We start from the raw sequence: 24346 nt of genomic DNA, 5'->3' as shown, positions 1-24346 counted from the left end.
TTAAGTCAGTTGTCTGTTGACTGTTGTCTGTTGTCTGTTGACTGCAAGCCCGATGCCCAATTCCCAATTCCCAATTCCCTATGCCCGATGCCCAATTCCCAATTCCCAATTTCCGAGCTTAAATTACTGCCAATTGCCCACTAGCACGAAAGGTGCCCAGAAATACGGATTCTGATACTGTTGGTTTTTCAGCAGAGTTAATTGAGCGTTGCGGAGGGCTTCAGCTTTGCTGGTTTTAGAAGAAGCCAATTGCTTGTAAAACTCAGTCATAAAGATAGCTGTAGATTCGTCGTTGACTTGCCAAAGGGTGGCGGCGGTGCTGCGCGCACCCGATCGAATTGCGGCGCCGGCTAAACCCAAAGCCGCGCGGTTATCGCCCGAAGCAGTTTCGCAAGCACTCAAAACCAAAAGTTCGATCGGCTGTTGTTTCTCACCAGTGCGGGCTCGCAGGAGTTGATCGAACTCCTTAACATTCACTTTCTGATCCCAAGTCACAATAAAAGTATCCGTCGCATTCGAGCTAAACTGACCGTGAGTTGCCAAATGGACGATCGGGTAAGACAAAGCTTTAATTCGATCGTGCAACCGCCCGCTGACAAAATCTTCATTCAGCAGCGAACTCGCCGGCATCTCGGCTGCAATTTTTTGAACTTCCTCCTTCACCCCCGGCAAAGCCGAGAAGCCTTGACGCGCTTCCGAGAGGGCAGCGGTAAGCACTCTTAACTTGACTTTGTTCAGCGGTTTCGGTGCCAGCAACTGCAATCCCGGTGCCAAAGCAATACTGTATTTTTCTACCAAAAACTTTTCACCGTCGTGGAGCACAGCCATCGGCAGATTTCGCAAATAACCGTCGAGCACAAATACCAGAGTTTTAATCCCGGCGGCGGTCAAATCCGCTTCCGCAGGGCGGATTAACCAGTCGTAAACCTGTTCAACCGCTTGCCTCCTGTTGCGGGGGAAAGCAGCAGGCCTGATGGTATTTTTGGCTTGTCTGAAGGCAGTTTCCAACTCGGCTTGAGACTTCTTAGTAGCGTAGCGGCGCAGAGGTTTGCCGGGAATTGACAAAATTACCTCCAAACGATCGCTCAAAATAATCGGATAAATCACCGCCGCTGTCGGATCAATTTCCTCGATCGACTTTGGTTTAGCATCAGCGCAAGCATCCCGAAAAAAGTTGTCCAATTCCGCCAACTGCAAAGATTCCACCGTTTGGCGCGCCAGTTTCAATTTAGCTTGACTAGGAGATTCTTCTTGCAAAAGCAGCCCGACTAATTCCCGATAAACCGGTTCGGCACTTTCCCGAAACGAAAATTGCACTTCAGGATTGACTGTCACCAAATCGCCGCGCAGAGAAGACAGTACATTCACAGCTTGAGTATATTGAGCGATCGCCTCTTCTGCATTCCCCTGAGCTTTCCGAATCCGTCCCAGTTGCCAAAACAATTGGTAAGCAATATCGGGAGATTGAAACGCCGATGCTAAACTCAAAGCCTCAGTTGTGAGATTTTCCGCTTTCTGATACTGCTGTTGGATTTCTGAGAGTTTGCCTTTAGCTGCCAGAATATAAGCTTGTATTCGTTTGTCGCCCAAACTGTTTGCTGGTTCGAGAGAGCGATCGAGCATTTTGTCAATATCGCTTAAACTCAAACTTTTCGCAGGCGACTGAGCTAATTTCATCAAGCTTTGAGCTAGATTAATTTGAGCGTAAAGTCCAGCGCGATTCGACCCAAATTGAGCGACTTGAGGTTCAATGGAACGCCACAAATCTTCTGCATCCGCCCAATTTGTGCGATCTATCAACAAACTCAATTGGTTTAACTTTGCTTGAATTTGTAGGAGCGATCGCTCCGGCATCGCCTGGGCCGATCGAGCATAATATTCTAGGGCCAAGCCTTCCAAATCAGTCCGCTGTTCCGCTGTCAAACCCGGTTTATTGCTTTTAGCCCGTAGCGTATTTCCCAGATTGAGATAAATTGCAGCCTCCTCTGGGCGGGCACCTAATTTTTGGGCTGCTTCCAGTCCCGCCGACAGCAAATCCTGCGATCGTTCCAGTTGTCCCAAAACCCGCAGCACCCGCCCTAAAGCATGAATTGCCCGGACTTGTTCGAGAGAAACTCGCTGATTTTTCAAAGTTTCCAAACCCGCTGCCGAAACTTCGCAAGTTTGGTTTTCCAGCTTGAAAGAAGCTAACAGCATTTTGCAAGCTCTGGGGTAAAGTCCGAGAGTTTCCCAAGCCCGACTTTGATTAATTTGAACTTGAAAAAGTTGGGATTTTCTATCAATTTGCTCGAAAATTTTAGCAGCTTGCGTCCAAATCTCGATCGCATCTTGAGTCTGCCCCCGTTCGAGTTGCAACAGTCCTTGAATATTGAGAGTTTCAGCCAAAATCCGCTGCTGTTCGGGAGTTTTGCCTTGTGTTCGCACAGCCGACAAACTCGAATTTACAGCTTTTTCTGCTTCTTCCCAAAGCGCCAACTGCCCGTAGGTTGCAGCTAAATTGCTCAAAGCTGTGGCGCGATCGAGATTTTCGCCTTTTGCCTCAAACTGCGCCGCTGCTTGCTGCAACAGCGGTACAGCTTCCGAAAAACGTTCCTCTTGGTACAGAGTTCGAGCTTGTCGGACAAGCTGCACCGCTGGTGGTGGATTAACCTGAGCAACTCCGGGAGGAATCGCAACTGCTAGTAGACAGGAAATCACAAATAACAGAATTACTTGCCGGAGCGATCGAGAAAAATTCATATTTTAAAAATAAAATTACAACCGCACACACACTAATTAACCCCAATCCATCTTATTCTTTATCTGCGTTAATCCGCGTTAATCCGCCTACATCTGCGGTTTAAAAAAACCTAATTTCAACGCGGCACACAACCAGAATTATGCCGAGGATTGCGAGAGTCAGCAGCATTACCCGGATTATTATATCCAACAAGCGTCACCTCCCCTTTTGCATTCACCACCCAACCTTGCGCCGGAACAACTTCGCGATCGAGAATTTCCCCCTCTTCCTTCTTCCCTCGATCGGTTGCAGCGGTTAAATCCTCTACATTACTCGTTACCGAACTTCCTGCCTCTTCCACCCAAGGCAACGGCGATAGAGGGGTGCTGAGGGCATCATTAGGACTTGGAGGCACTCCTCCTTTCCCAGTAGCGGTAAACTCACTCTGGGTTTCTTTAATGCAGGGATTTGTAGCAATTAACGCAGCAGGATTCACCACATTTTGCGGCAGTTCCACTAAACCTTGAGCGGGATTTACCCCAGAAGTGCTAAATGTAACACTACCTTGCAAAGCCGGGCCGCTACTTTGGGAAATAGCAGCAATATCGCTGGTAGGAACTAGAGAAGTAGGACTTACTTGCAACGCTGCAAATTGAGCATCTGTTAATCCCAAACTACCTCGAACCTGTTCGCGACTGACTGATGTAAAGCCGAAAACATTGGGAACATTAATATTAACGCGGCCACCTTGAGCCGAGCGCGCATTAGCAGTAATATCGCTATTTTCCTTGGGGAGGGCGACCAGAATATCGCTTTTAATGTTGATATTACCACCCTCAGAAATACTTGCATCAGTTGTAATTCTGCTGCCTCGGCGCAACTGGATATCCCGTGCTTCCAGGTTAATATTTGCTCCAGCGCCGGATTCCGTTCTACCGTCAATGCTGCTTTGGTTGTCAAGGGAAATTGAATCGGCTTTCACGTTAATGTTACCAGCCCGTGCCGAACCCAAGGCTTGCAGATTGAGTGTTCCCCCATTGCGAAGAATCAATTGCCCGACATTGAGATTCAACGAACCTCCGTTAGCAGTAGCATTGGGATTTCTAACGCGAGAGGCAATCCCAACGGAAGTCTGAATTTGACTGTTAAATTCACCTTGACCCCCATTACCAATAATTTCTACACGCCCCGCATCGATCGTGATGCTTCCGGCTTCTCCTTTGCCTAAAGATGCAGTAGTAATAACTCCCCCACCTCGGAGAGTCAATACGGGTGTAGAAATATTCATACTCCCTCCCCGATTAGCTGCGTTGGCATCAGCGGAGATAAAACTAGGGCCCCGACTCCCGTTCGCCAAAACACCAGAAATACCCTCTATTGTTACTGACTCACTGGCCCTAAGTGTAAAATTACCTCCTTGCCCCCCAGTTGTATTCAACGGTTGGTTGCCCACAACTGATCCACTAGATAAACTAATTCCGCCTCCGTCAGAGATCCTCAACCGCTTCGTGTCGATATTAATGTCCCCAGCTTCTCCATTCGTACCGCCTGCTGTTGAGCCAATTAAGGTTGCTACGGGACTTCGAGCGGGAGTCCGCAGCACTTCTACTGATTCCGAAGCTTTAATGTTAATATCCCCCGATGCTCCTCGATCGCGGGTGATGCTGATCAGAGCAGCACCATCACTCACGGTTAAACGTTCTCCCTCAAAGCTGATATTTCCTCCCGCACCCTTACTCCCGGCAAATGTGCCGCTGTTGATCACCGAACCTACCAGATCGAAGTCTCTGACACGGAGGGTAATATTTCCGGCGTTGCCAGTACCGAACGTGGCGCTAGTCAATGCAGTTCCATTGTCCATCAGCAATCGTCCCGTGTCGATCGTGATTTTTCCGGCATTTCCCATGCCAGTAGTGCCAGAGTTCAGAACAATTTGTGGGTCAAAAGGGGCGATCGCTCCCGATAGCAAATACTTACCGACAAACACTGTATAGAGAGGCAATCCAATCCCGTTCATTTCAACTGAGTCGGTAGCGCGGATGTTGATAGCGCCTCCCGCACCACTTCCTGCTGTCAGTGTGGAGATTTTTGTTCCACCTTGGGCCCGAAACTGTTTAGCGTTAATATCGATGCCTCTGCCGTCGATATTTCCCAAAGTCAGTGCATAAATTCGCCCATTGTTGAGGTTGACATTTCCACCTCGAATATCGACTTTGCCGCCACCTAGTCCACTGGTGTTGATCAGTGAGCCGTTGGTTATTCCAATATTACCAAAGTTGGAAATCTTGTCATAGTTTAAACTTAATCCCAATGGCGTTGCCCCCAATCCAACCATCCCCGGACTAGCGACGCTACCCAGCAAAATTTGTCCGGTAGATGCAGTGAGTGTTCCCTGATTTAATTCAATATCTCCCCCCACTAGGGCCATAGTTTGTCCGGGTTCAACTGCTAAGCCAATGTTATTGAAAATCGGCGGAATTCCCGAAGGTAATTGTGGTAAATTCAAGGCTGGCGCTGCTGAAGAGTTAATGATTTTTCCCGGATTTTCTCGAAAGTTTAAACCGATAGGTATATTGACATTTAACAGCGGTACTAATTGGGGATTGCTGCTGCTGAATTGATAGCCATTATTGAAAACTATGCTATCAGCAGAACTTGCTAAAAATGAACCACGCAAATCTAGCCTCGCATTGGGGCCAAAGACAATTCCTTTGGGATTAAGTAAAAATAAGTTAGCATTCCCTTGCACTCCCAACACACCTAAAATATTAGAAGGGTTTCCACCCGTAACACGGCTAAAAATATTCGCAATCCCGTTCGGATTGGCAAAATATGCTCCTCTGCCTTCACCCACGTTAAATTCTCGGAAACTGTGAAAGAGGTTAACGCCGCGAGTTGCACCGCCTTCTATTCTGTCCGATGGTAAATTGTTGATAGTTGCGGGAACAGTTCGCGAACTTTCTGCACCTAAACTATTATCCGGGATGATTTGGGCGATCGCAGGAAAAGGACACAGCAGTAAGAATGCAAAAAATAGGGCGGAATATTGGCGGGGCATCTTTTAAGCCTTGTTAATTTAACATGAGGAAAATAGCGACGGGTTAGCTAAAAGCTGAAGAGTACCTATTGAGGTACACAAACACCCGTCGGTTTCGGACTGCGAAGAGATGCAACACCACCTGAATTATACGCTACCAGCGTCACTTTTCCTTGCTCATCTATTACCCAACTTTGAGCGGGAATAATTTCTGTTGGCCGAACTTCTACGGATACTCTTTCGCCTTCTACTTGCTGACTTCCACCTAGGGCTGGTTCCACCCACGGCAACGGCGAGGGAGCGCTGCTGAGAAGATCGTTAGGACTTGGTGGTACACCTCCTTTACCAGTAACAGTAAACTCGCTATCGGCCCCTTCAATGCAGGGATTAGCCGCAATTAACTCCGCCGGATTCACCACATTTTGTGGTAGTTCCACTAAACCTTGAGCCGGATTCACCCCTGAAGAACTAAATGTTACCGCCCCTTGCAAATCCGGGCCACTACTTTGGGAAATAGCCGCAATATCGCTGGTAGGAACTAGAGAAGTAGGACTTACTTGCAACGCTGCAAATTGAGCATCTGTTAATCCCAAACTACCTCGAACCTGTTCGCGACTGACTGATGTAAAGCCGAAAACATTGGGGACATTAATATTAACGCGCCCACCTTGAGCCGATCGCGCATTAGCAGTAATATCGCTGTTTTCTTGGGGGAGGGCGACCAGAATATCGCTTTTAATATTGATATTGCCACCCTCAGAAATACTTGCATCAGTTGTAATTCGGCTCCCTCGGCGCAACTGGATATCCCGTGCTTCAAGGTTAATATTTGCCCCTGCACCTGATGCCGTTCTACCGTCAATGGTGCTTTGGTTGTCAAGGGAAATTGAATCTGCTTTCACGTTAATATTACCAGCCCGTCCCGAACCCAAAGCTTGCAGATTGAGTGTTCCTTCATTGCGAAGAATCAATTCCCCGACATTCAGATTCAACGAACCTCCGTTAGCCGTAGCATTAGGATCTATAAGCTCAGAGGCAATCCCAACGGAAGTCTGAATTTGACTGTTAAATTCACCTTGACCCCCATTCCCAATAACTTCTACACGACCCGCATTTATTGTGATGCTTCCGGCTTCTCCGCTGCCTAAAGATGCAGTGCTAATAACTCCTCCATTCCGGAGAGTCAGTACAGGTGTAGAAATGTTGATACTCCCTCCCCGATTAGCAGTATTGGCATCAGCGCAGATGAAACTGGGATTCCGACTCCCGTTCGCCAAAACTCCAGAAAAACCCTCGACTGTGACTGACTCAGTGGCCCTAACTGTCAAATTACCTCCGGGCCCCCCAGTTTTATTCAACGGTTGGTTGCCCACAACTGCTCCGCTAGATAAACTAATTCCGCCTCCTTCGGAGATAATCAACCGCTTCGTGTCGATATTAATGTCCCCGGCTTGCCCATTCACACCGCTCGCAGTTGACCCAATTAAACTTGCTACGGGACTTCCGGTGGGAGTCCGCAGCACTTCTACTGATTCATTCGCTTTAATGTTGATATTCCCCGCTCCTCCTTCACCGCGGGCGAGGCTGATCAGAGCAGCACCATCGCTTACGGTTAAACGTTTTCCCTCAAAGGTGATATTTCCTCCCGCACCCGTACTCCCCAAAAGTGGGCCACTGTGGATTGCAGAAGCGAGCATATCCAAAGCCCCGGCACGGATGGTAATATTTCCGGCGTTGCCAGCACCTAACGTGGTGGTAGTCAATGCGCTTCCATTGTTTATCAACAGTTTTCCCGTATCAATCGTGATGTTTCCGGCGGCTCCCATGCTATTAGTGCCAGTTATCAGCACAAGTTGTGGGTCAAAAGGGTCGAAAGAGCCAGATACCGTATAGTTACCACCAAACACTCTATAGTTATCTAATCCAATTCCGAGCGTTTCAACTGAGTCGGTAGCGCGGATGTTGATAGCGCCTCCCGCACCACTTCCTGCTGTCAGCGTGGAGATTTGCGTTCCACCTTGAGTGCGAAAATTTTGAGCGTTAATATCGATCGCCCTGCCATCAATATTTCCCAAAGTCAGCGCATAAATTCGCCCACCGTTGAGGTTGACATTTCCCCCTCGAATATCGACTTTCCCGCCACCGATTCCACTGGTATTGAGCGCTGAGCCGTTGGTTATTTCAATATTACCCAAGTTGGAAATCTTGTCATAGTTTAAACTTAATCCAAATGGCGTTGCCCCCAATCCAACCATCCCCGGACTAGCGACGCTACCCAGCAAAATTTGTCCGGTAGATGCAGTGAGTGTTCCCTGATTTAATTCAATATCTCCCCCCACTAGGGCCATAGTTTGTCCGGGTTCAACTGCTAAGCCAATGTTATTGAAAATCGGCGGGATGCCAGCGGGTAATTGTGGTACATTCAATGCTGGTGCTGCTGAAGAGTTAATGATTTTTCCCGGATTTTCTCGAAAGTTTAAACCGATAGGTATATTGACATTTAACAGCGGGATTGATTGGGGATTGCTGCTGCTGAATTGATAGCCATTATTGAAAACTACGCTATCCGCAGAACTTGCCAAAAATGAACCACGCAAATCTAATCTCGCATTGGAACCGAAGACAATTCCTTTGGGATTGAGTAAGAACAAGTTAGCATTCCCTTGCACTCCCAACACACCTAAAATATTAGAAAAATTGCCACCCGTAACGCGGGTAAAAATATTCGCAATTCCGTTAGGATTGGCAAAATATGCTCCTCTGCCTTCACCCACGTTAAATTCTCGGAAACTGTGAAATAAATTTACTCCGCGAGTTGCACCGCCTTCTATTCTGTCCGATGGTAAGTTATTAATGGTATCGGCAACTGTCCGCGAACTTTCTTCACCCAAGCTGCTGTCTGGGATGATTTGGGCGATCGCAGGGAAAGGAAACAGCAGTAAGAATGCAAAAAATAGGGCGGAAGATTGGCGACGCATCTTTTAAGTCTGGTTAATTTAATATTAGAAAAATAGCGCTCCGGTAGCTAAAAGCTGAAGAGTACCTATTTAGGTACGCAAACACCCGTTGATTTCGGACTGCGAAGAGATGCACCACCACCTGAATTATAGGCTACCAGCCTTACTTGTCCTCGATCGTCCATTACCCAACCTTGAGCGGGAATAATTTCTTTTGGTCGAATTTCTATGGATGCTAGGGGGCCTTCTACTTCCTGGGTTTCACCTACCGCTGGTTCCACCCAAGGAAACGGCGATGCAGCGCTGCTGAGAACCTCGTCAGGACTCGGGGGCAATCCCCCGCGCCCAGTCACAGTAAACTCGTTCTCGGCCCCTTCGATGCAGGGATTTGCAGCAATTAACGCAGCCGGATTGACCACATTTTGCGGCAGTTCCACTAAACCTTGAACGGGATTCACTCCAACAGAACTAAATGTTACCGCCCCTTGCAAAGCCGGGCCGCCACTTTGGGAAATCGCGGCGATGTCGCTGCTAGGAAGTAGAGAAGTAGGACTTACTTGTAAAGCGGCAAATTGAGCATCTGTTAATCCCAAATTACCTCGCACTTGTTCGCGGCTGGCTGCTGTAAAACCAAAAACATTGGGGACATTGATATTGACGCGGCCGCCGCCTGCGGTGCCGGCGTTGGCTGTAATGTCGCTGTTTTCTTGCGGGAGGGCGACAAGAATGTCGCTGTTGATGTTGATATTGCCGCCATCAGAAGTGCCTGCATCGGTTGTAATTTGGCTGTTGTGGCGCAATTGGATGTCTCGCGCTTGCAGGTTAATATTTGCTCCTGTACCGGATACAGTCGTACCGTCAATCGTCGCTTTGTTGTCAAGAGCGATCGAATTTGCTACAATATTAATATTACCAGCGCGTCCGGTTCCCGTAGCCTGCACCGTCACTGTAGCTCCATCTCTGACAATTAGTCGATCGGCATTCAGATTCAACGAACCGGCATTTGCCGTCGCCTGGGGATTAGTACCAAATATCTTGCCCACCGAAGCATCAATTGTACTGACAAACAGACCATTATTTCCGGTGCCACTGACCTCAATGCGATCGGCATTAACAGTAATATTTCCCACATCTCCCACCCCCGAAGAACTGGTAGAAACTACCCCCCCATCCCGCACGGTTAGGCTTGGCGTATCAATGCGAATATCCCCGCCCGGACTAGAGCTCAAAGTTCCAGAACTAAACGCACTAGCACTCTGAATTCCGCTGCTCAAAAGTTGAGAAATACCTGAAATTTCTACTGATTCAGTAGCCCTAACCGTTAAATTTCCAGCAGGCCCCCCATCCTGAGAAAACAAAAACCTGCCAACTAACACACCCGTTCCTACTGTAAACGCAGAACCCCCAGAGAGAGTCAACCGCTTGGTATCAACGTTAATATTCCCCGCCCTGCCGTTTGAGCCGATACTCAGCGTGCTAATTCCGGTTGATACAACTGTTCTCGGGCCGCTGTTAGACAATTCTACTGATTCAGCAGCTTTAATATTGATATTCCCCGACGGGCCGGTGCTGTAACTCGTCGTACCCAGAATAGAACCGTCGCGCATAATTAATCTCGCGACATCAACACTAATGCTTCCTCCCGCACCGCTACTTTCTTTAGCTGTTCCGTTGTTAATTCCAGAACCCACCATCTCAAAAGTATTGGCACGAATAATTAAATTGCCGCCATTTCCACCGCTAAAAGCGATTCCGCTACCTACTACCCCATTGTTGAAGAGCAGGCGTTCGGTATCGATCGTAATATTCCCCCCCGAACCAGCACCAGCACTAGCATTAAACAGCATCATTAGCGGGTCAAACGGGTCTGTAGTTCCCGATACCAAATATTTAATTGCAAGCTGTTGATAGCCCTCAACTCCCAGCCCGATCATTTCTACTGAATCAGCAGCGCGGAAGTTGATATTACCTCCTGCACCATCTCCTAGAGTCAAAGTAGAAAATTGCGTGCCGTTTTCCACTCGCAACTTTTGAGCGCTGATATCGATACCTCTACCAGCAATATTTCCCAGTGTCAGCGCATAAATTCGCGCGCCGCTGAGGGTGACATTTCCACCTTTTAACTCTACTCTCCCGCCACCAGTGCCGCTGGTGTTGATCAGTGTTCCATCGGAGATTTGAATATTGCCGAAGTTTTGAATATTGTCATAATTTAAAGTTAAATTCCGCTGCTGTTTCTCAACAGGGGTTAGTGCCAAATTAACTAAACCGGGACTGGCGACGCTACCGAGTAAAATTTGTCCGCCGCTGGCGGTTAAATTGCCGCCTTGTAGTTGAATGTCGCCGCCAATCAGTGCTAAAGTTTGACCGGGTTCTACTGCTAAACCAACTCGATCGCTAATTGGGATTGGCACAGGAGATGCTGGGAGGTTTAGCTTTCCTATAGCCGTCGATTGATTGACAATTGTACCGGGATTGTCTCTAAATCTTAAACCTACCGGAATATTAACTGTTAATAGCGGGGATGTTTGCGGGTTTGTGCTGCTGAATTCAAAGCCGTTATTAAACACAATACTGTCAGCAGTTGAACCGATAAACGAACCGTGCAAATCTAACCGCGCATTCGGCCCGAATATAATTCCTTTCGGGTTAACTAAGAATAAGTTGCCGTTGCCTAAAACTCCCAGAGTTCCTAAAATATTTGAGGAGTTTGGGCCCGTAACGCGGGTGAATATGTTGGTAATGCCGCTGGGATTTTCAAAATAAGCTCCCCGCCCTTCACGGATGTTAAATTCGCGCAAGCTGTGAAAGAGGTTAACGCCGCGAGTTGCGCCGCCAGTGATTCTATCTGAGGGTATGTTATTGATAGTATCGGGAACTGTGCGTGAACTTTCCAAACCCAGGGTATTATCGGGGATGATTTGGGCGAAGGTTTTCGAGGGAAATAGCAACAGGAAAGCAAACAGTAGGGAGTAACTTACGGGCGGGCAAGATGCCCACACCACAGTAAAATCTAGTATTTGTGGAACAGGCCTCTTGCCTGTTTTTGAGAATGGTGAAAATAGTAAAGAGTAATGGAATGGAGGCATAAAAACACTCTTTCCAGGATAAATTTTATCGGTGTAATCTCATCTCGTTTCTCTAAATGTTTTGAATTTGGCTGCTGAGTACAAGTTGCTCTACAGTAATTTCTAGTTCGGGAAAAGTTTTAGAGAGAATGCGCTCATTACCTGTAAAACTTTGAACTAAATAGCGGTCATTTTCCAAAGAGTAAACAAAAACTGTGGGAATTTTGGGATTTCCTAGATAAGCCCTAGAAGCGATCGCTAAATAGTCCACAATCCAATACTCACAAATGCCGAGGCGTTGATACTCATCTAGCTTATCAACATAGTCGTCCTCCCAGTTAGTCGAAGTAACTTCCACTGCTAATTGGATAGGTTCGGTAATGGCTCCATAGCCGAGTGCATTCCTATTCCATACTGACGCCTTAACCACGCCTACATCAGGATTTCTGCCTTGCTCTTGCCCTGAAGCTTTTACAGTTCTGATAACTATATCTTTGTCAACAATATAATCAAGTCCCAAGCGCCTGATTTCATCGTTAAAGCCAAATACTAGAAATCTTGCCACATTTTTATGAGCTCTGGTTGCTTCCACTTTGACAATCTCTCCATTTACAAGTTCGTAGATGCCAGATCCGTCTGGGTACTTTTCGAGAAACTCTGCAAAAGTGAGTTTAGTTTTTGTCTGAACCATAAGACAATCCTCTTGTTTTAACTACGTTATAAGACAAGATTGCAAAAATTGCAAATTATCCTTAAAATATCTGCGTTGATCTGCATTATCTGCCTGGGAGCTGCGGTTGAGCTATCAATCAAAAAAATATACAAATTGTTGTCGCCGACAGAATTAGGAATGAGAATTAAATAACTTACACAAGTTTGTGGGGTGTCCCGCCCGCCCTTTTTGAACGGGCGGGACACCCCACGTGAGTAAGTTCTGATGAATGTCTCAATTTTTCCGATCGACCCAGTGTTATATCGACTCTCTTTCACCCATCAAGTTGACTTTTCACTACTATAATAAAGATAGCTTTTTTCAGTGCGACGGCTTAAGTAATTGAGTCGAATCGTGCGGCGAACTAAATCGAGGAAAGGAGATTCTGATGGGGAGCAAGAAGGGGTTGAGATACATCATCGATAGGCGGTACTTTTAGACTATATACAGTATTGTACCGCAACCGCGATACAATTATAAGTTAGCCTGCTGCGCGATACTTGACCGAAAGCGCGGCGTTTGAATAAAGTCAATCATGCTCTCGAAAAACCTCATTGGTGCCGCAGGTGAGTACTACGTTTGTGCCGAATTGTGCCGGCGTGGAGTTTTGGCACTTGTCACGCCCAAGAATAACGAGATTTTTGATGTTCTGGCTTCGGATACTTTCGGCCAAAGAACAATCTCGATTCAAGTCAAAACTATGGCAATCGCCAACACACAAGGTTGGAAATTCGGGCCAAACATGAGCGTAAAGAAGAATAACGACAACTTGTATGTTGTTCTGGTAAATATGCACGACAATGGCACAAACGATTTCTATATTTACAAACACCATGAACTTGTGGAAAGAGTTAATCACATCTACGATGAGTACATGAGCAAGCCAAAGCGTGACGGGTCGGTGAGAAAAGAACCTGGCTTCCGTTGGTTCGACCACAAGTACTTTACGGATGATGACAAATCACGGAAGAATAATTGGGCGTTGCTCGGCTTCACGGCGCTGGCACTGTAACGCCCCAACAGCAGGCTAACAAGGCGCTGCACCCGACCGCCTACAGTCCGCTCGTTCCTCGCTCCCTTCCGGCGGCGGGTGAGCTTGGTCGTTATCTCGTAAACGCTGCCTGACTTTGGAGATGATTCGGTCTCGATCGAGAGTGTCAAATCAAAGCCCCTAACGCTTTCAATGTCGATTTTTGAGCATTCGTCAATCCCGCCCGGCCTCGAATATTCATGCCTTCATACAAAAGATGACTGATATCAAATCCGTTAGCATCGGAATAGTAAAAGTGTTGGGCGAAGCCAAGCATAAGGTTCGATCGCACTCAACCCAACCTACAATTTAAAACGGAAAATAATTGATTCTAAAGTAGATGCCTTTTTCTTGCAAAGTTCGATCGCCCGATCGAGCATTGATCAAAGGAATACCATAGTCTAAACGCACATTCAACCGATCGCCCATCTGCCAAATCAGCCCCAAACCCGCACCCAGCAGTTTATCCGAGTCGGGATTCGCCTTTTCCTCCGAATGGTTCCACCCTACCCCAAAATCGATAAACGGAGCGACTTGCAACAATCCTTGGACTTCCGGGACACGCCAAACCGGAATTCGCACTTCAGCCGACGCGATCGCACCGCTATCAGTTAACAGCAAATCTTGGCGGTATCCGCGCACGCTTTGAACGCCGCCGATCCCAATCTGTTCGAGGGAAAGCAGAGGGCGATCGGCTAATTGAATGTCGGAACGCACTATCAACAAGGTTTCTGGCGCTAAAAGCCGCACGTACTGGGCTTGTCCGCGCCACGCCAGAAAACTGCTGTCAGGCCCGCTATCGTTCGCAGTAGCGCCAAACAGATTAGTGCCGACGGAAAACTGCGATCGCGCTGCGAACACTTGGCTGGAACTCCGCTGCACGTAGTCTTGAAAAAACCGCACAGCCGAAACCCGGGTTTCGCCACGATCGTTTGCTCCCGCCGAAAGCGCAATTCGTTCCCCCGAAAGGAATGTATCGCTTTCTTGCCGGGAAAAACTCAGTCCCAAAGCCAAAGTGCGATCGGGCTTTTCGACAATTGGCTGGCGGTAAGTTAACTCGTAAGTCCGCGATTTCCCCTCGATGTTGGCAGCATCAAACGGTTCCTCGATGATGTTGGTGCTAGCAGCACTCGCAGCGAACCCAATCGTGCCGTTGCGCGCGTTGACGGGGACGGTGTAGCTGCCGTTGAATTCGTTGCTGCCGTCGGTGTTAGCATAAGATACCTCTAGTCTGTCGCCCAAACCGAGCAAATTTGCTTGATTGATGCGAACACCGCGCCGAAAACTACCGACGCTGGGCGATCGATTGTTGTCTGCGAACACTTCAGCGCTAAAGCTGTCTGCTTCTTTTACCCGCACTTCTAAGCGGCTGTTTTCCGGGCGGCTTCCGGCTTGCAATTCGGCGGAAATATTGCCAATTAAGGGGTCGAGTTGCAGCAGTTGCAAGGCTTCCAGCAGGCGTTCGCGGTTGAGGGGCCGTCTGGTGGCGCGCTCAAGGCGCGATCGCACGTAATTTGAATTTAAGCGCCTGTTTCCAGTAATCACAATTTCATCTAATCCGCCTTCTACAATCCGAATTTTCACCACACCCCCTGATCTCGGAAAGGTTTGGTTGGCGGGAATTACAGCGCCGGAATTGATGTATCCTGCCGCCACGTATTTTTGAGTGACGGCTGCTTCGGCTGCGATCAGTTCAGCAAAGGTGATTTCGCGACCGGCAAACTGTTGTGTAACTTCTGCGAGTTCGCGATCGCTAAAAGCTGTGTTGCCCTCAAATTCAAAGCGATCGACCCTAATTGTACCCTGAATGCTCGGTCTTACATCGTCGGGAACGGGTGTTAGTGGCGTTGGTTGCAGGGGAGGCAGTGCAGGCGGTTGCGGCGGCTCAGGAGCTGGTAATTCGGGTTCTCGCGGCAGAATTGGGTTGGGCAGTTGACTGAGTTGCGGGGTTCGATCGGCATCTAAATCAGTTTTTTTTGTGTGATTATTTTCTTCTAGCTTTTGACTTCGGTTAAAAAGCTCGGTTTCTTGAGTTTTTGTGCTGAAAGTGCGATCGGTCTGAGATGTTGCACCATTGTCAATAAGCCTGTTACGGGCGGGCAGGATGCCCACCCCACAATCAAACTCACTCCTTGTGGAACAGGCATCTTGCCTGTTCTTGAGAATGGTGTCAGATGTCACATCGACTGAATTTGCCGCCGAGGGCGGTAAATCTGGAGTTTCCGTCGCCACTGAGTCTTGTGACTCTGTGGGTAACTGCGTTTCCTCGCCTTTTATCAGCAAGTCTTCGCGTTTGTCAAAAGTGGTATCGTTGGGGGAAGGAGCTCGATCGCCTCCGCTGCTGACTGCTGCCAAATCCTCAACATTTGAGGTCAAAATTTCAACGGTGCTAGCGGATGTTTTCGCTGGTTTTGCCAACAAAACTAACCCAAAAATACCAGCGAATAAAAATAGTTTTTGTGAGCGACAAGCCATAGAATATAATTATTATCTCGCTTAAGTGGGGGAAAATATTTTCAGGAACTTAACACCCTCAAGTAAAAATCAATCTTAACAGCAAAAAAGGAAACAGCCGTCGCAGCCAACACTTTCGGCGAAGCTACAAACCAAAAGGTCGATCGACGGCTGTTGATTTCCCAAGACTTACGCTTCAATCGGGTGATTATCCGAAAAAATATCGTGTAAGTCGATCGTAAACGGTAAAAAAACCCGGTATTTTGGGTTGCAAAACCTACGCTTTCATGCTAATGCCGCGACCAGAATAGCCTTGCACGCCAGGGTAAACCTGAAACCGGGTTGTGTCCGGAAAGACGCGCTACAACTGAGAGCTGGCACTATCCTCAATAATCTTTTTATGAACAGGCAAGATGCCTGTTCCACAAGAGATAAATTTTCTTGTGGAACAGGCATCTTGCCTGTTCTTAAGAATAGTGCAAGATGTGAGTTACAACCCGCAGAGCCACTAAAAAACCCGGTTTCTTTGATTTTGGTGCATCATACAAAATCAGAGTTTAATACCCCCTTTATTATTGAGTCCGCGTCTACCCACATCCTGTGCGTAGACGCCGTTTCAACCGCCGATTCTTATAAAGGGGATTTGTAACTTTGAATTATGCAGAGCGGCCCGCACCAGCCGCAGCACCCATTTGAGCCCCATCAGTCAATCCCACCAACTTAGCACTCAAATCCCACATCCGATCGCCTTTTTCATCATCGCGGGCCTGCGGAGAAACCTTCTGCACAAAAGACTTACCATCTTTTTTCTGGCGATTTCCCCAACTCCAATAAGCCCCAGATTGCTTGTATTCAGGATCAGCAACCACCATCGCCAGCCTTTCCCCCGCCAACTCCTGCGACACATAACCCCCCGTGATATTCTTCTGAAACAGCGGGAACAGCTTCTGAAACAAAGGATAGTGGTTGCGGAAGAGCGGCGTATCCGCAACGCATCCCGGATACAGCGAAGTGAAAGTAATCCCGGTGGATTCGTGAAAGCGGCGGTGCAATTCCCGCATCGTCAGCACGTTGCAAACTTTGCTATCTTTGTAAGCCTTGACCGGTTCAAACTTCTTGCCGTCAACCATCGAAATCGGGTCTTTGAAACCCGCTTCAAAACCCTCAAACTTGCCCAAATCCGGGCGCGGCGGAATCTTCCCGCCCAACTCGTCTGGATTGTGAGTTACTGTTCCCAAAATCACGATTCTCGCATCGGAATAATAGGAAGGCTTCATATTTTCCATCATCAGGTTGCACAGCAGGAAATGACCCAGGTGATTGGTAGTCATCGTCAACTCATAACCCTCCGGGCTTCGCAGTGGTTCCTTAATCAAAGGCATATAAATGGCCGCGTTACACACCAAAGCGTCCAGAGGCCTGCCGCTGGCCTTAAATGCCCGAGCAAATCGGCGCACGCTCTCCAAATCGCCCAAGTCAATCTCCATGATGGAGAAACTGCCTTCAGGTATACCCAACTCTCGGGCGGCATCTCCGGCTTTCCGCACGTCCCGACAAGCCATGACTACGTGCCATCCTTTGTCTGCGAGAGCTTTCGCGCCGTACAAACCGACGCCGGAGGAAGCGCCGGTAATGATAACCGTTGATTTGTGATTTTGTGCCATCTTGTTAAAAGCGCTTCCGCTATTGATTATTTTCAGGCACTCAAACGCTGAGCTAGCAGCTTGGATGTTTTGAAGTACCCTATGGTTATTAGGATATGGGGAAACGTTCTCGATCTCAACAGGGAGCGGCTCACTTTTGCAGCCCAGCTAGAAATTGGAGGCAGGAGGCAGGAGGCAGAGGAAGTTTTTTTACAAATAGGAGATGCTCGCTCTCAAGCGACGATGAAAATTAAATATAGCTCCAACTCCTACTTCTATTTTGAGAAATTAACCATAAATCTTTTAGGGGCGGGTTCACCATGATCTATGATGCACATACTGGGTATTTATTGATAAACCCGCCCCAACCAACTCAACTAAGAAATAGCTGCTGGTTCCTGATAGGTAGGGAAATCGATATAACCTTCAGGCCCAAAAGAATACCAGACGCCGACTTCGGCAGGCGGATTGAGCTGCCAACCATTAGTAAAACGCTCTACCAAGTCAGGATTGCTGATAAAATCCCGACCAAAAGCTATTAAATCAGCAACTTTGCTTTTGAGGGCCGTTTCAGCCTGTTCTTGAGTATATCCGCAGTTGCCGACAAGCGGCCCTGCAAACACATCGCGAAACTCTCCTATCATCATCGGCGTTCCCAATTCATGAAAGCCAAATGCCAGACCGTCTACCAAGTGAAGGTAAGCTAAATCATAGGCATTTAACTGCGCTGCGAAATACAGAAAATCTTCTCGATATTCTGGAGAACCCATGTCATTGTAAATACCATTGGGAGAAAGTCTAACTCCCACTCTGTTTGCCGGAAATACTGTGATAATTGCCTCTACAATTTCCTTGAGAAAACGGTAACGGTTTTCAACTGAGCCGCCATAGGAATCAGTGCGGTGATTGGTTTTGGTTTGCAGGAATGTGTCAATGAGATAGCCGTTTGCAGCGTGAATTTCTACACCGTCAAAACCTGCCATTTTTGCTCTTTCAGCCGCCTTGCGATAATCTTCTACAACCAGGGAGATTTCATGGGTTTCTAGAGCGCGGGGGGTTTCGTAAGGTTGTTTGCCTATAGGGGTATGAAGGCCTTCTCCGTTTATTTTGATGGCAGACGCTGCAACTGGCAATTGATTGTTTTCATGAAAACTGCTGTGGGAAGCTCGTCCGCAGTGCCAAAGCTGCATGAAAATCGGTGTTTCGTGGGCATGAACCGCAGTCACAATTTGTTTCCAAGCTTCGCCTTGCTCGTCTAAATAAATACCGGGTGTATTGAGCCAACCATTAGCTTGAGTAGAAACTACTGTCGCTTCTGTAATGATTAAACCAGCGGAGGCTCGCTGAGTGTAATACTCTGCCATCAAGGCGTTGGGCATCCGCGCTTCACCGGCTCTGGATCTCGTCAGGGGTGCCATGACTACCCGGTTTTTTAAGGGTAAATCTCCGACTTTGAAGGAACTGAGTAGGAGTGGAGAAGTTGTTTGAGCAGTCATAATTTGAGGTTGACCAACTAAAAAATCAGGGAAATCACATAACAGTTAACTGTTAGCTGTTAGCTGTTAACATAATTAAGGTGATATCTCTCGCACCGATTGTCGGGAGATAAGCTTAATATAACTTGAATCGATCGCCCGGAATGCTAACGGCATCACATATTGCCTTATCAATTAATGCTTGCTACCCGATCGCCCTCGGGTCAAAATGGTGTTTCTGCCTTTAGGTATAGCGTTTCTCCTAACTGCGGATGCTTAAAGGAAAGTTCCCGCGCGTGCAAGTGTAGCCGGTTCGCAGCAGCCCGACATCCGTAAAGTCGATCGCCCAAAATTGGTATCCCCAACCCTCGGATATCCGCTGCATGAACCCTCAATTGATGCGTGCGTCCCGTCAGCGGCCAAAATTCGATGCGATCGTACTGTCCCTCCCTCGCCATTACCTGAAAGCGAGTAACGCTGGGTTTTCCGCACTCCCAATTGACTTGCTGGTAAGGGCGATTTTCTGGATCGCCCCAAAGTGGAAGATCGATCGTCCCTGTGTCAACATTTACAGTACCGGAAAGCACCGCTTCATAAACTTTGTGAACCTGCTTTTTTTCAAATTGCTGGCTCAGTTGAATGCTGGTTTCTTTGTCGCGCGCCACTAGCAAAATACCCGATGTTTCCCCATCTAAACGATGCACCACCGTCAAATCAAAACTATCCGGTAACAAGTTACGCAAACGACTAAAAACACTATCTTGATTTGCCAGGTAACGACCTGGAACTGACAGCAATCCAGAGGGTTTATTGACCGCAATCAACCATTTGTCTTCATAAATAATCGGTAGCATTTGCGTAACGGGCAAGATGCCCGTTCCACAATAAAAATTATTGCTTGTGGGGAGTAGGGGTTGGGCTTCTAGCCCGCCCGTAAAACCCTCATCCATATTAGAAAAAATCTGATTTTGAGCCAATCCTGACAGCAAAAAACCCATCAACGGCTGACACCGATCGCCACAAGCGCCATAAAATTCTCCCTGTATCTTATCGCCCGATGGTGGCCCCCACCAAAACTCAGCCATTGCCAGGGGTTTCAGATTGTGTACTGCCGCGCAGTGGAGCAATTTTGGCGCGCAGCAGTCGCCGGTGCCAGTGGGAATAGAATTAGTTGGCATCAATGAGGAGATCGATCGCGATTTCCCCAAAAAATTCACCAGAGTGTAAGCCTCGTGCATTTGCACCTGAAGTTGCCGGGAAAGTTCTTTTCGCCGCTGTTTCAGCGCCCGCATCCGCCCATCCGCAGCTTCAATTAATTGTTTTAGCGGCTGCAATGTTTCATCCCGCTGCCGTTTTAATTGCCTGCGTTCAATTCCCTCCAAACGGCTTTCTTGATTCAGTTGTTCGAGGGCAATTTCTAGTGTTTCTGCGGTGAGAGTTTGACACACTAACTGGCGTTTTTCGTCTCGCTGCTGCTTGCAATTGCGGTGGCGATCGCTCAAAGCTTGCAATTGCACTTCAAACTCCCGAAATAAGGCTTCATACTCTTGTCGCTGTGGGAGTTGCTTCAGTGCAATAAGTTCCTGTTTCATCGCCTCCAATTGAGTCAACGTGCGAGCTTCCTCGAAAGCAACTCGATCTCGTCCCGGAATCGGCGGCACCCAGCCTTCAACAATGCTGCAACCGTTGAGCAGCCCGGAAAATGCTTTGAGTATCCCCTGCTCCCCCGAAGCCATCTCCACCAGCAATATGCCATACATCTTGCCCTCGCGATCGTAGGAATCGTCAGCCGCAAGGTACTGCATCAAACCCCGGGCGAGATCCTCGGAGATTCGAGTGCGCGGGAGTCTCAGAAGCTCGCCACTTTGAGGACAACGGCCTTGGTACCAATAATTGGGGCGTGAGTCGCTCGACCCTGAATCACAATCGGTAAAGCAGTCCGTGAAATCTAAAAGGCTATGCACAATTCGCATATTATATTTGGTTTGAAACCTGAATTAGGACATATTTGCTTGTGTCCTGACCGTATTTTACAGCGGTGTACCGAAAGTGGGAACGGTGGATAATTTTATACCTACTACAATTAAGTAAACATCATTTGTCGCACCAAACCTGATATGCTAAATTTGTCTCAAAACAGCAGCGAGTTAAGAAAAGCATAAGTTAATATATAAGACCGCAAGCTTGTTATCCCACTAAATTTTTTATGTGTAAGGCGTATGCCCGACCTCTCGACTTCGGCTACAGAAAACTCCTCAAACCCCCAACCAGCACTGCTGCCGCCGATTTTTAGAACTTTTGCAGCATTTCCAGATTACGATCGGGGCAATAGATTGTACGCATCGGGAAGGTACGAAGCGGCGATCATTTGCTACGGAAAAGCGGTTCAAATTAACCCGGACGGGGCCCGGGCGTGGCTAAATCTGGGCAAAGCCTACAAGCAACTGCACTCCTACGCAGAAACCGTAGTCTGCTGCGATCGAGCTATTGCAATTAATCCCGAAGAATATTGGGCTTGGATGCTGCGCGGGAGTGCACTGTTAAGTTTGCAGAATCACTCAGAAGCGATCGTAGCTTTAGACAAAGCAATTCAAATCAATCCAGAAAAGCACGAGGCTTGGTATCAGCGGGGCAGAGTATTAGAGGAATTGCAGCAGTGGGATACAGCAGCAAGCTGTTACAAAAGAGCGACCCAAATTCATCCGAATTTGCCCGCGATGTGGTGTCGGCAAGGCAACGCCTTGCTGCAAGCGGAGCGCTACCCTGATGCCGTGGCCGCTTACGAGCGCGCCCTGAAACTCGTCTCGACTAATTGGGAAGCTTGGCTGAACCGAGGTTTGGCTTTGATGAAGGCGGAACGCTACGCTGAAGCTGTAACTTCTTACGATCGCGCCATTCAACTGAAACCGCAAAATAGTCTGGCTTGGTTCAATCGGGGTATTGCTTCAGCAAAATTGCACAAATATTCAGAAGCGGTGACAGCTTACGATCGTGTACTGCAAATGCAGCCCAACGACTGCGAAGCTTGGTTCTATAAAGGAATGGCCCTGCAATACCAGTGGCCCGATGCAGCAATTGCTTGTTTCGATCAGGCAATTAAAATTAATCCTTTTTATGCCGAAGCATGGATCGGGCGCGGTCAAACACTGTCAGAATCGAGAGATTTTGAAGGGGCGATCGCTGCTTTTGACAAAGCCATTCAAATTAATCCGAATTTCCCCGAAGCTTGGCTGGGTAGAGGCATCGCCCTGGCAGGATTGGAACGCTACAAAGAGGCTATTATCGCTTACAGCAATGCTCTACAAATTGAAGGTAATTTTCTAGAAGCTTGGAATTTGCGAGGCGAAGCTCTGGAAAAATTGCAGCAATACGAAGAGGCGATCGCCTGTTTTGATAAAGTAATCTCTCTGAGTTCTGAAGCAGAAATTACATCAAAAGTAGGTTTGCAGCAAGGCGCGGCCCTGGAAAAATTGCAGCGTTACGAAGAAGCTGTCGCAGCTTACAACCGCGTAATTAAAATCGTGCCAGACAATTTTGAAGCGTGGTTGAAACGCGGCAACGCTTTGTCAAAATTGCAGCAGTACCAACAAGCTCTAGCATCATACGATCGAGCAATTACTATCTGGCCCGACAGCTATCAAGGCTGGGTGCAGCGAGGTTTAATGCTGGAGAAAATGCAGCGCTATTCCGAAGCACTCGTCGCTTTTGACCAAGTGATTCAACTCAAGCCCGACAACTGGGAAGCTTGGGCGCAGCGGGGCGACATTTTGCAAAAATTGCAGCGGACTCAAGATGCCATTACCTCTTACGGAGTAGCCCTGGAAATCAAACCAGATTACTACGAAGCTCTAGTCAATCGAGAAGAATTGAGACTGAAGGGCGCGATGTCAGGAAAGTGGTAATGGGACTATCCCAATCATAGCTTTCTTTCGTAGTGCTCGCTGTGAGATCACAAAGCGAGATATATCTTGCTCGCTAGGGGGACACTCGCTGTGAGATATAAGCTGTGCTGTGAGCTCACAGCGAACACTCATAAAACTTTCCCTCTTTCTCTTCCTCTGCGTTCTCTGCGCCCTCTGTGGTGCATAAAAAATCTAATTCACCAATTAAATAGTATTGCTATATCCCGATAAAATTCGCTCAACGAAGTCATAATATCCTGCCCATTAAAAAAACCTGAGCAGGTTGGTAGGGCCGTTTTTGGATAGGAAATAATATGAATTATCGGCAAACATTAACTAATCAGAAGATGAATCTGCGACTCAAAACATTGATATCTGGTGGAATATGCAGGAGGCCTGGCTGTTCCAGAAAAATGCCTGATGTCAGTTATAACTGATCTCACGCACTGTTCTCAATAAGACCCAATTAACCGGGTAACAGCGACAAAAATCTCGGCTCTGGTCTTGATCCAGCAGCAAGAAACCAAGCGGATGACGGCAAGAGTGTAAGATGTCAGTTATCATGAATACTTTCTGTTGCCGATTGCCCGCTCGGCACCCTAAATTGAAAATTATGATAGACAATTATTGCTGATTCTACTGGCTTCATGTTATAGTGGTTTTCCAAGAATTAAATTCGGTTGCGTAGTTTGTTGGTGTTTATTTACAAGCGTCTCTCCGAATCTAAATCTCTGCACCCTAATGATTCTGGAGATTTTATGTCGATTTACGTGGGTAATCTTTCTTATGAGGTATCGTCAGATGACCTCACCACAGTATTTGCCGAATACGGTACTGTAAGCCGCGTTCAAGTGCCAATGGACCGGGAAACAGGGAAGATGCGGGGTTTTGCTTTTGTGGAAATGGCAAGCGAGGCAGAAGAAGCAGCAGCTATCGCAGCTCTAGACGGTGCTGAATGGATGGGCCGCGACTTGAAAGTCAACAAAGCCAAACCTCGCGAAGACAACAAACGCTCGTCGGGCGGCGGCGGTGGCTGGGGCGACAAAGATCGCTCTTCACGACGCTACTAAGCTTTGAGACTGAAAATTTGAGTTTTGGTAGTTGAGGGCAGGTGCGAATGCTGCTTCTTTTTCGGGTTGTGCGATCGACCCGCCAAATACAACTCGCAAACCTATAACTCAATTTTGCCCCCTCCTTCTAGGGGGCTTTGTTTTTGGCAAAAAATCCCGCGAGGTACGTCTGCGGTGCAGTTTTTAGTCTAGTTTGTGATTCGCCTTAGCGGGTGACAACGTACCTATAATGCTTGCTGCATAAAGGATAGAGCCAAGAAGCCGCGCTGAAAATAGAGA

Annotated in this window: 12 protein-coding genes; 3 read left to right on the top strand and 9 right to left on the bottom strand. The window is 47.7% G+C overall.

Features of this window, described 5'->3' with window-relative positions; all coding sequences use genetic code 11:
• Positions 1 to 123: 123 nt before the first annotated feature.
• The 5 genes from QUA40_RS13490 to QUA40_RS13470 form a co-directional block, all read right to left on the bottom strand.
• Entirely contained in the window at positions 124 to 2739 is a 2616-nt protein-coding gene (locus QUA40_RS13490) for a CHAT domain-containing protein (protein ID WP_333126395.1), read from the bottom strand.
• 116 nt (positions 2740 to 2855) lie between these two features.
• Positions 2856 to 5777 carry a two-partner secretion domain-containing protein gene (locus QUA40_RS13485; protein WP_333126393.1) on the bottom strand — a complete coding sequence of 974 codons (2922 nt, stop codon included), beginning with the start codon at positions 5775 to 5777 and terminating at the stop codon, positions 2856 to 2858.
• Between the two features lie 65 nt (positions 5778 to 5842).
• Entirely contained in the window at positions 5843 to 8734 is a 2892-nt protein-coding gene (locus QUA40_RS13480) for a two-partner secretion domain-containing protein (RefSeq protein ID WP_333126391.1), read from the bottom strand.
• A 65-nt stretch (positions 8735 to 8799) separates the two neighbouring features.
• Positions 8800 to 11802 carry an S-layer family protein gene (locus QUA40_RS13475; RefSeq protein ID WP_333126388.1) on the bottom strand — a complete coding sequence of 1001 codons (3003 nt, stop codon included), beginning with the start codon at positions 11800 to 11802 and terminating at the stop codon, positions 8800 to 8802.
• 52 nt (positions 11803 to 11854) lie between these two features.
• On the bottom strand, positions 11855 to 12472 hold the full coding sequence (locus QUA40_RS13470; RefSeq protein WP_333126385.1) for a Uma2 family endonuclease: 618 nt from the start codon (positions 12470 to 12472) through the stop codon (positions 11855 to 11857).
• 556 nt (positions 12473 to 13028) lie between these two features.
• On the opposite strand from QUA40_RS13470, the gene QUA40_RS13465 reads away from it, so the two are divergent.
• Positions 13029 to 13505, top strand: a complete 477-nt coding sequence (locus tag QUA40_RS13465; protein WP_333126382.1) for a hypothetical protein — start codon at positions 13029 to 13031, stop codon at positions 13503 to 13505.
• 327 nt (positions 13506 to 13832) lie between these two features.
• Here the strand turns inward: QUA40_RS13465 and QUA40_RS13460 are convergent, their stop codons facing one another.
• From QUA40_RS13460 to QUA40_RS13445, 4 genes are all read right to left on the bottom strand, one after another.
• Positions 13833 to 15998, bottom strand: a complete 2166-nt coding sequence (locus QUA40_RS13460; protein ID WP_333126379.1) for a ShlB/FhaC/HecB family hemolysin secretion/activation protein — start codon at positions 15996 to 15998, stop codon at positions 13833 to 13835.
• A 635-nt stretch (positions 15999 to 16633) separates the two neighbouring features.
• Positions 16634 to 17641: a protochlorophyllide reductase gene (locus QUA40_RS13455; protein WP_333126376.1), complete on the bottom strand. Its 1008-nt coding sequence runs from the start codon at positions 17639 to 17641 to the stop codon at positions 16634 to 16636.
• A gap of 356 nt (positions 17642 to 17997) precedes the next feature.
• Complete coding sequence (locus QUA40_RS13450; RefSeq protein WP_333126374.1) at positions 17998 to 19116, bottom strand: alkene reductase; 1119 nt, start codon at positions 19114 to 19116, stop codon at positions 17998 to 18000.
• Between the two features lie 203 nt (positions 19117 to 19319).
• Positions 19320 to 20900, bottom strand: coding sequence for a pseudouridine synthase (locus tag QUA40_RS13445; protein WP_333126371.1), 1581 nt, complete (start codon positions 20898 to 20900; stop codon positions 19320 to 19322).
• A gap of 414 nt (positions 20901 to 21314) precedes the next feature.
• Here QUA40_RS13445 and QUA40_RS13440 point away from each other — a divergent pair, with 414 nt between their 5' ends.
• On the top strand, positions 21315 to 22997 hold the full coding sequence (locus tag QUA40_RS13440; protein ID WP_333126368.1) for a tetratricopeptide repeat protein: 1683 nt from the start codon (positions 21315 to 21317) through the stop codon (positions 22995 to 22997).
• 758 nt (positions 22998 to 23755) lie between these two features.
• Positions 23756 to 24067 (top strand): RNA-binding protein, encoded by a 312-nt coding sequence (locus QUA40_RS13435; protein WP_333126365.1) that lies wholly within the window; start codon positions 23756 to 23758, stop codon positions 24065 to 24067.
• Positions 24068 to 24346 lie beyond the last annotated feature (279 nt).

Source organism: Microcoleus sp. Pol11C3, from assembly GCF_036701485.1.
Taxonomy (GTDB): domain Bacteria; phylum Cyanobacteriota; class Cyanobacteriia; order Cyanobacteriales; family Microcoleaceae; genus Microcoleus.
This window is presented reverse-complemented; position numbering and strand designations above follow the sequence as displayed.

Coding starts and splice junctions, on each gene's coding strand:
- QUA40_RS13490 (WP_333126395.1), bottom strand. CDS start 2,739: ATGAATTTTTCTCGATCGCTCCGGCAAGTAATTCTGTTATTTGTGATT.
- QUA40_RS13470 (WP_333126385.1), bottom strand. CDS start 12,472: ATGGTTCAGACAAAAACTAAACTCACTTTTGCAGAGTTTCTCGAAAAG.
- QUA40_RS13460 (WP_333126379.1), bottom strand. CDS start 15,998: ATGGCTTGTCGCTCACAAAAACTATTTTTATTCGCTGGTATTTTTGGG.
- QUA40_RS13475 (WP_333126388.1), bottom strand. CDS start 11,802: ATGCCTCCATTCCATTACTCTTTACTATTTTCACCATTCTCAAAAACA.
- QUA40_RS13450 (WP_333126374.1), bottom strand. CDS start 19,116: ATGACTGCTCAAACAACTTCTCCACTCCTACTCAGTTCCTTCAAAGTC.
- QUA40_RS13435 (WP_333126365.1), top strand. CDS start 23,756: ATGTCGATTTACGTGGGTAATCTTTCTTATGAGGTATCGTCAGATGAC.
- QUA40_RS13465 (WP_333126382.1), top strand. CDS start 13,029: ATGCTCTCGAAAAACCTCATTGGTGCCGCAGGTGAGTACTACGTTTGT.
- QUA40_RS13445 (WP_333126371.1), bottom strand. CDS start 20,900: ATGCAGTACCTTGCGGCTGACGATTCCTACGATCGCGAGGGCAAGATG.
- QUA40_RS13440 (WP_333126368.1), top strand. CDS start 21,315: ATGCCCGACCTCTCGACTTCGGCTACAGAAAACTCCTCAAACCCCCAA.
- QUA40_RS13455 (WP_333126376.1), bottom strand. CDS start 17,641: ATGGCACAAAATCACAAATCAACGGTTATCATTACCGGCGCTTCCTCC.
- QUA40_RS13480 (WP_333126391.1), bottom strand. CDS start 8,734: ATGCGTCGCCAATCTTCCGCCCTATTTTTTGCATTCTTACTGCTGTTT.
- QUA40_RS13485 (WP_333126393.1), bottom strand. CDS start 5,777: ATGCCCCGCCAATATTCCGCCCTATTTTTTGCATTCTTACTGCTGTGT.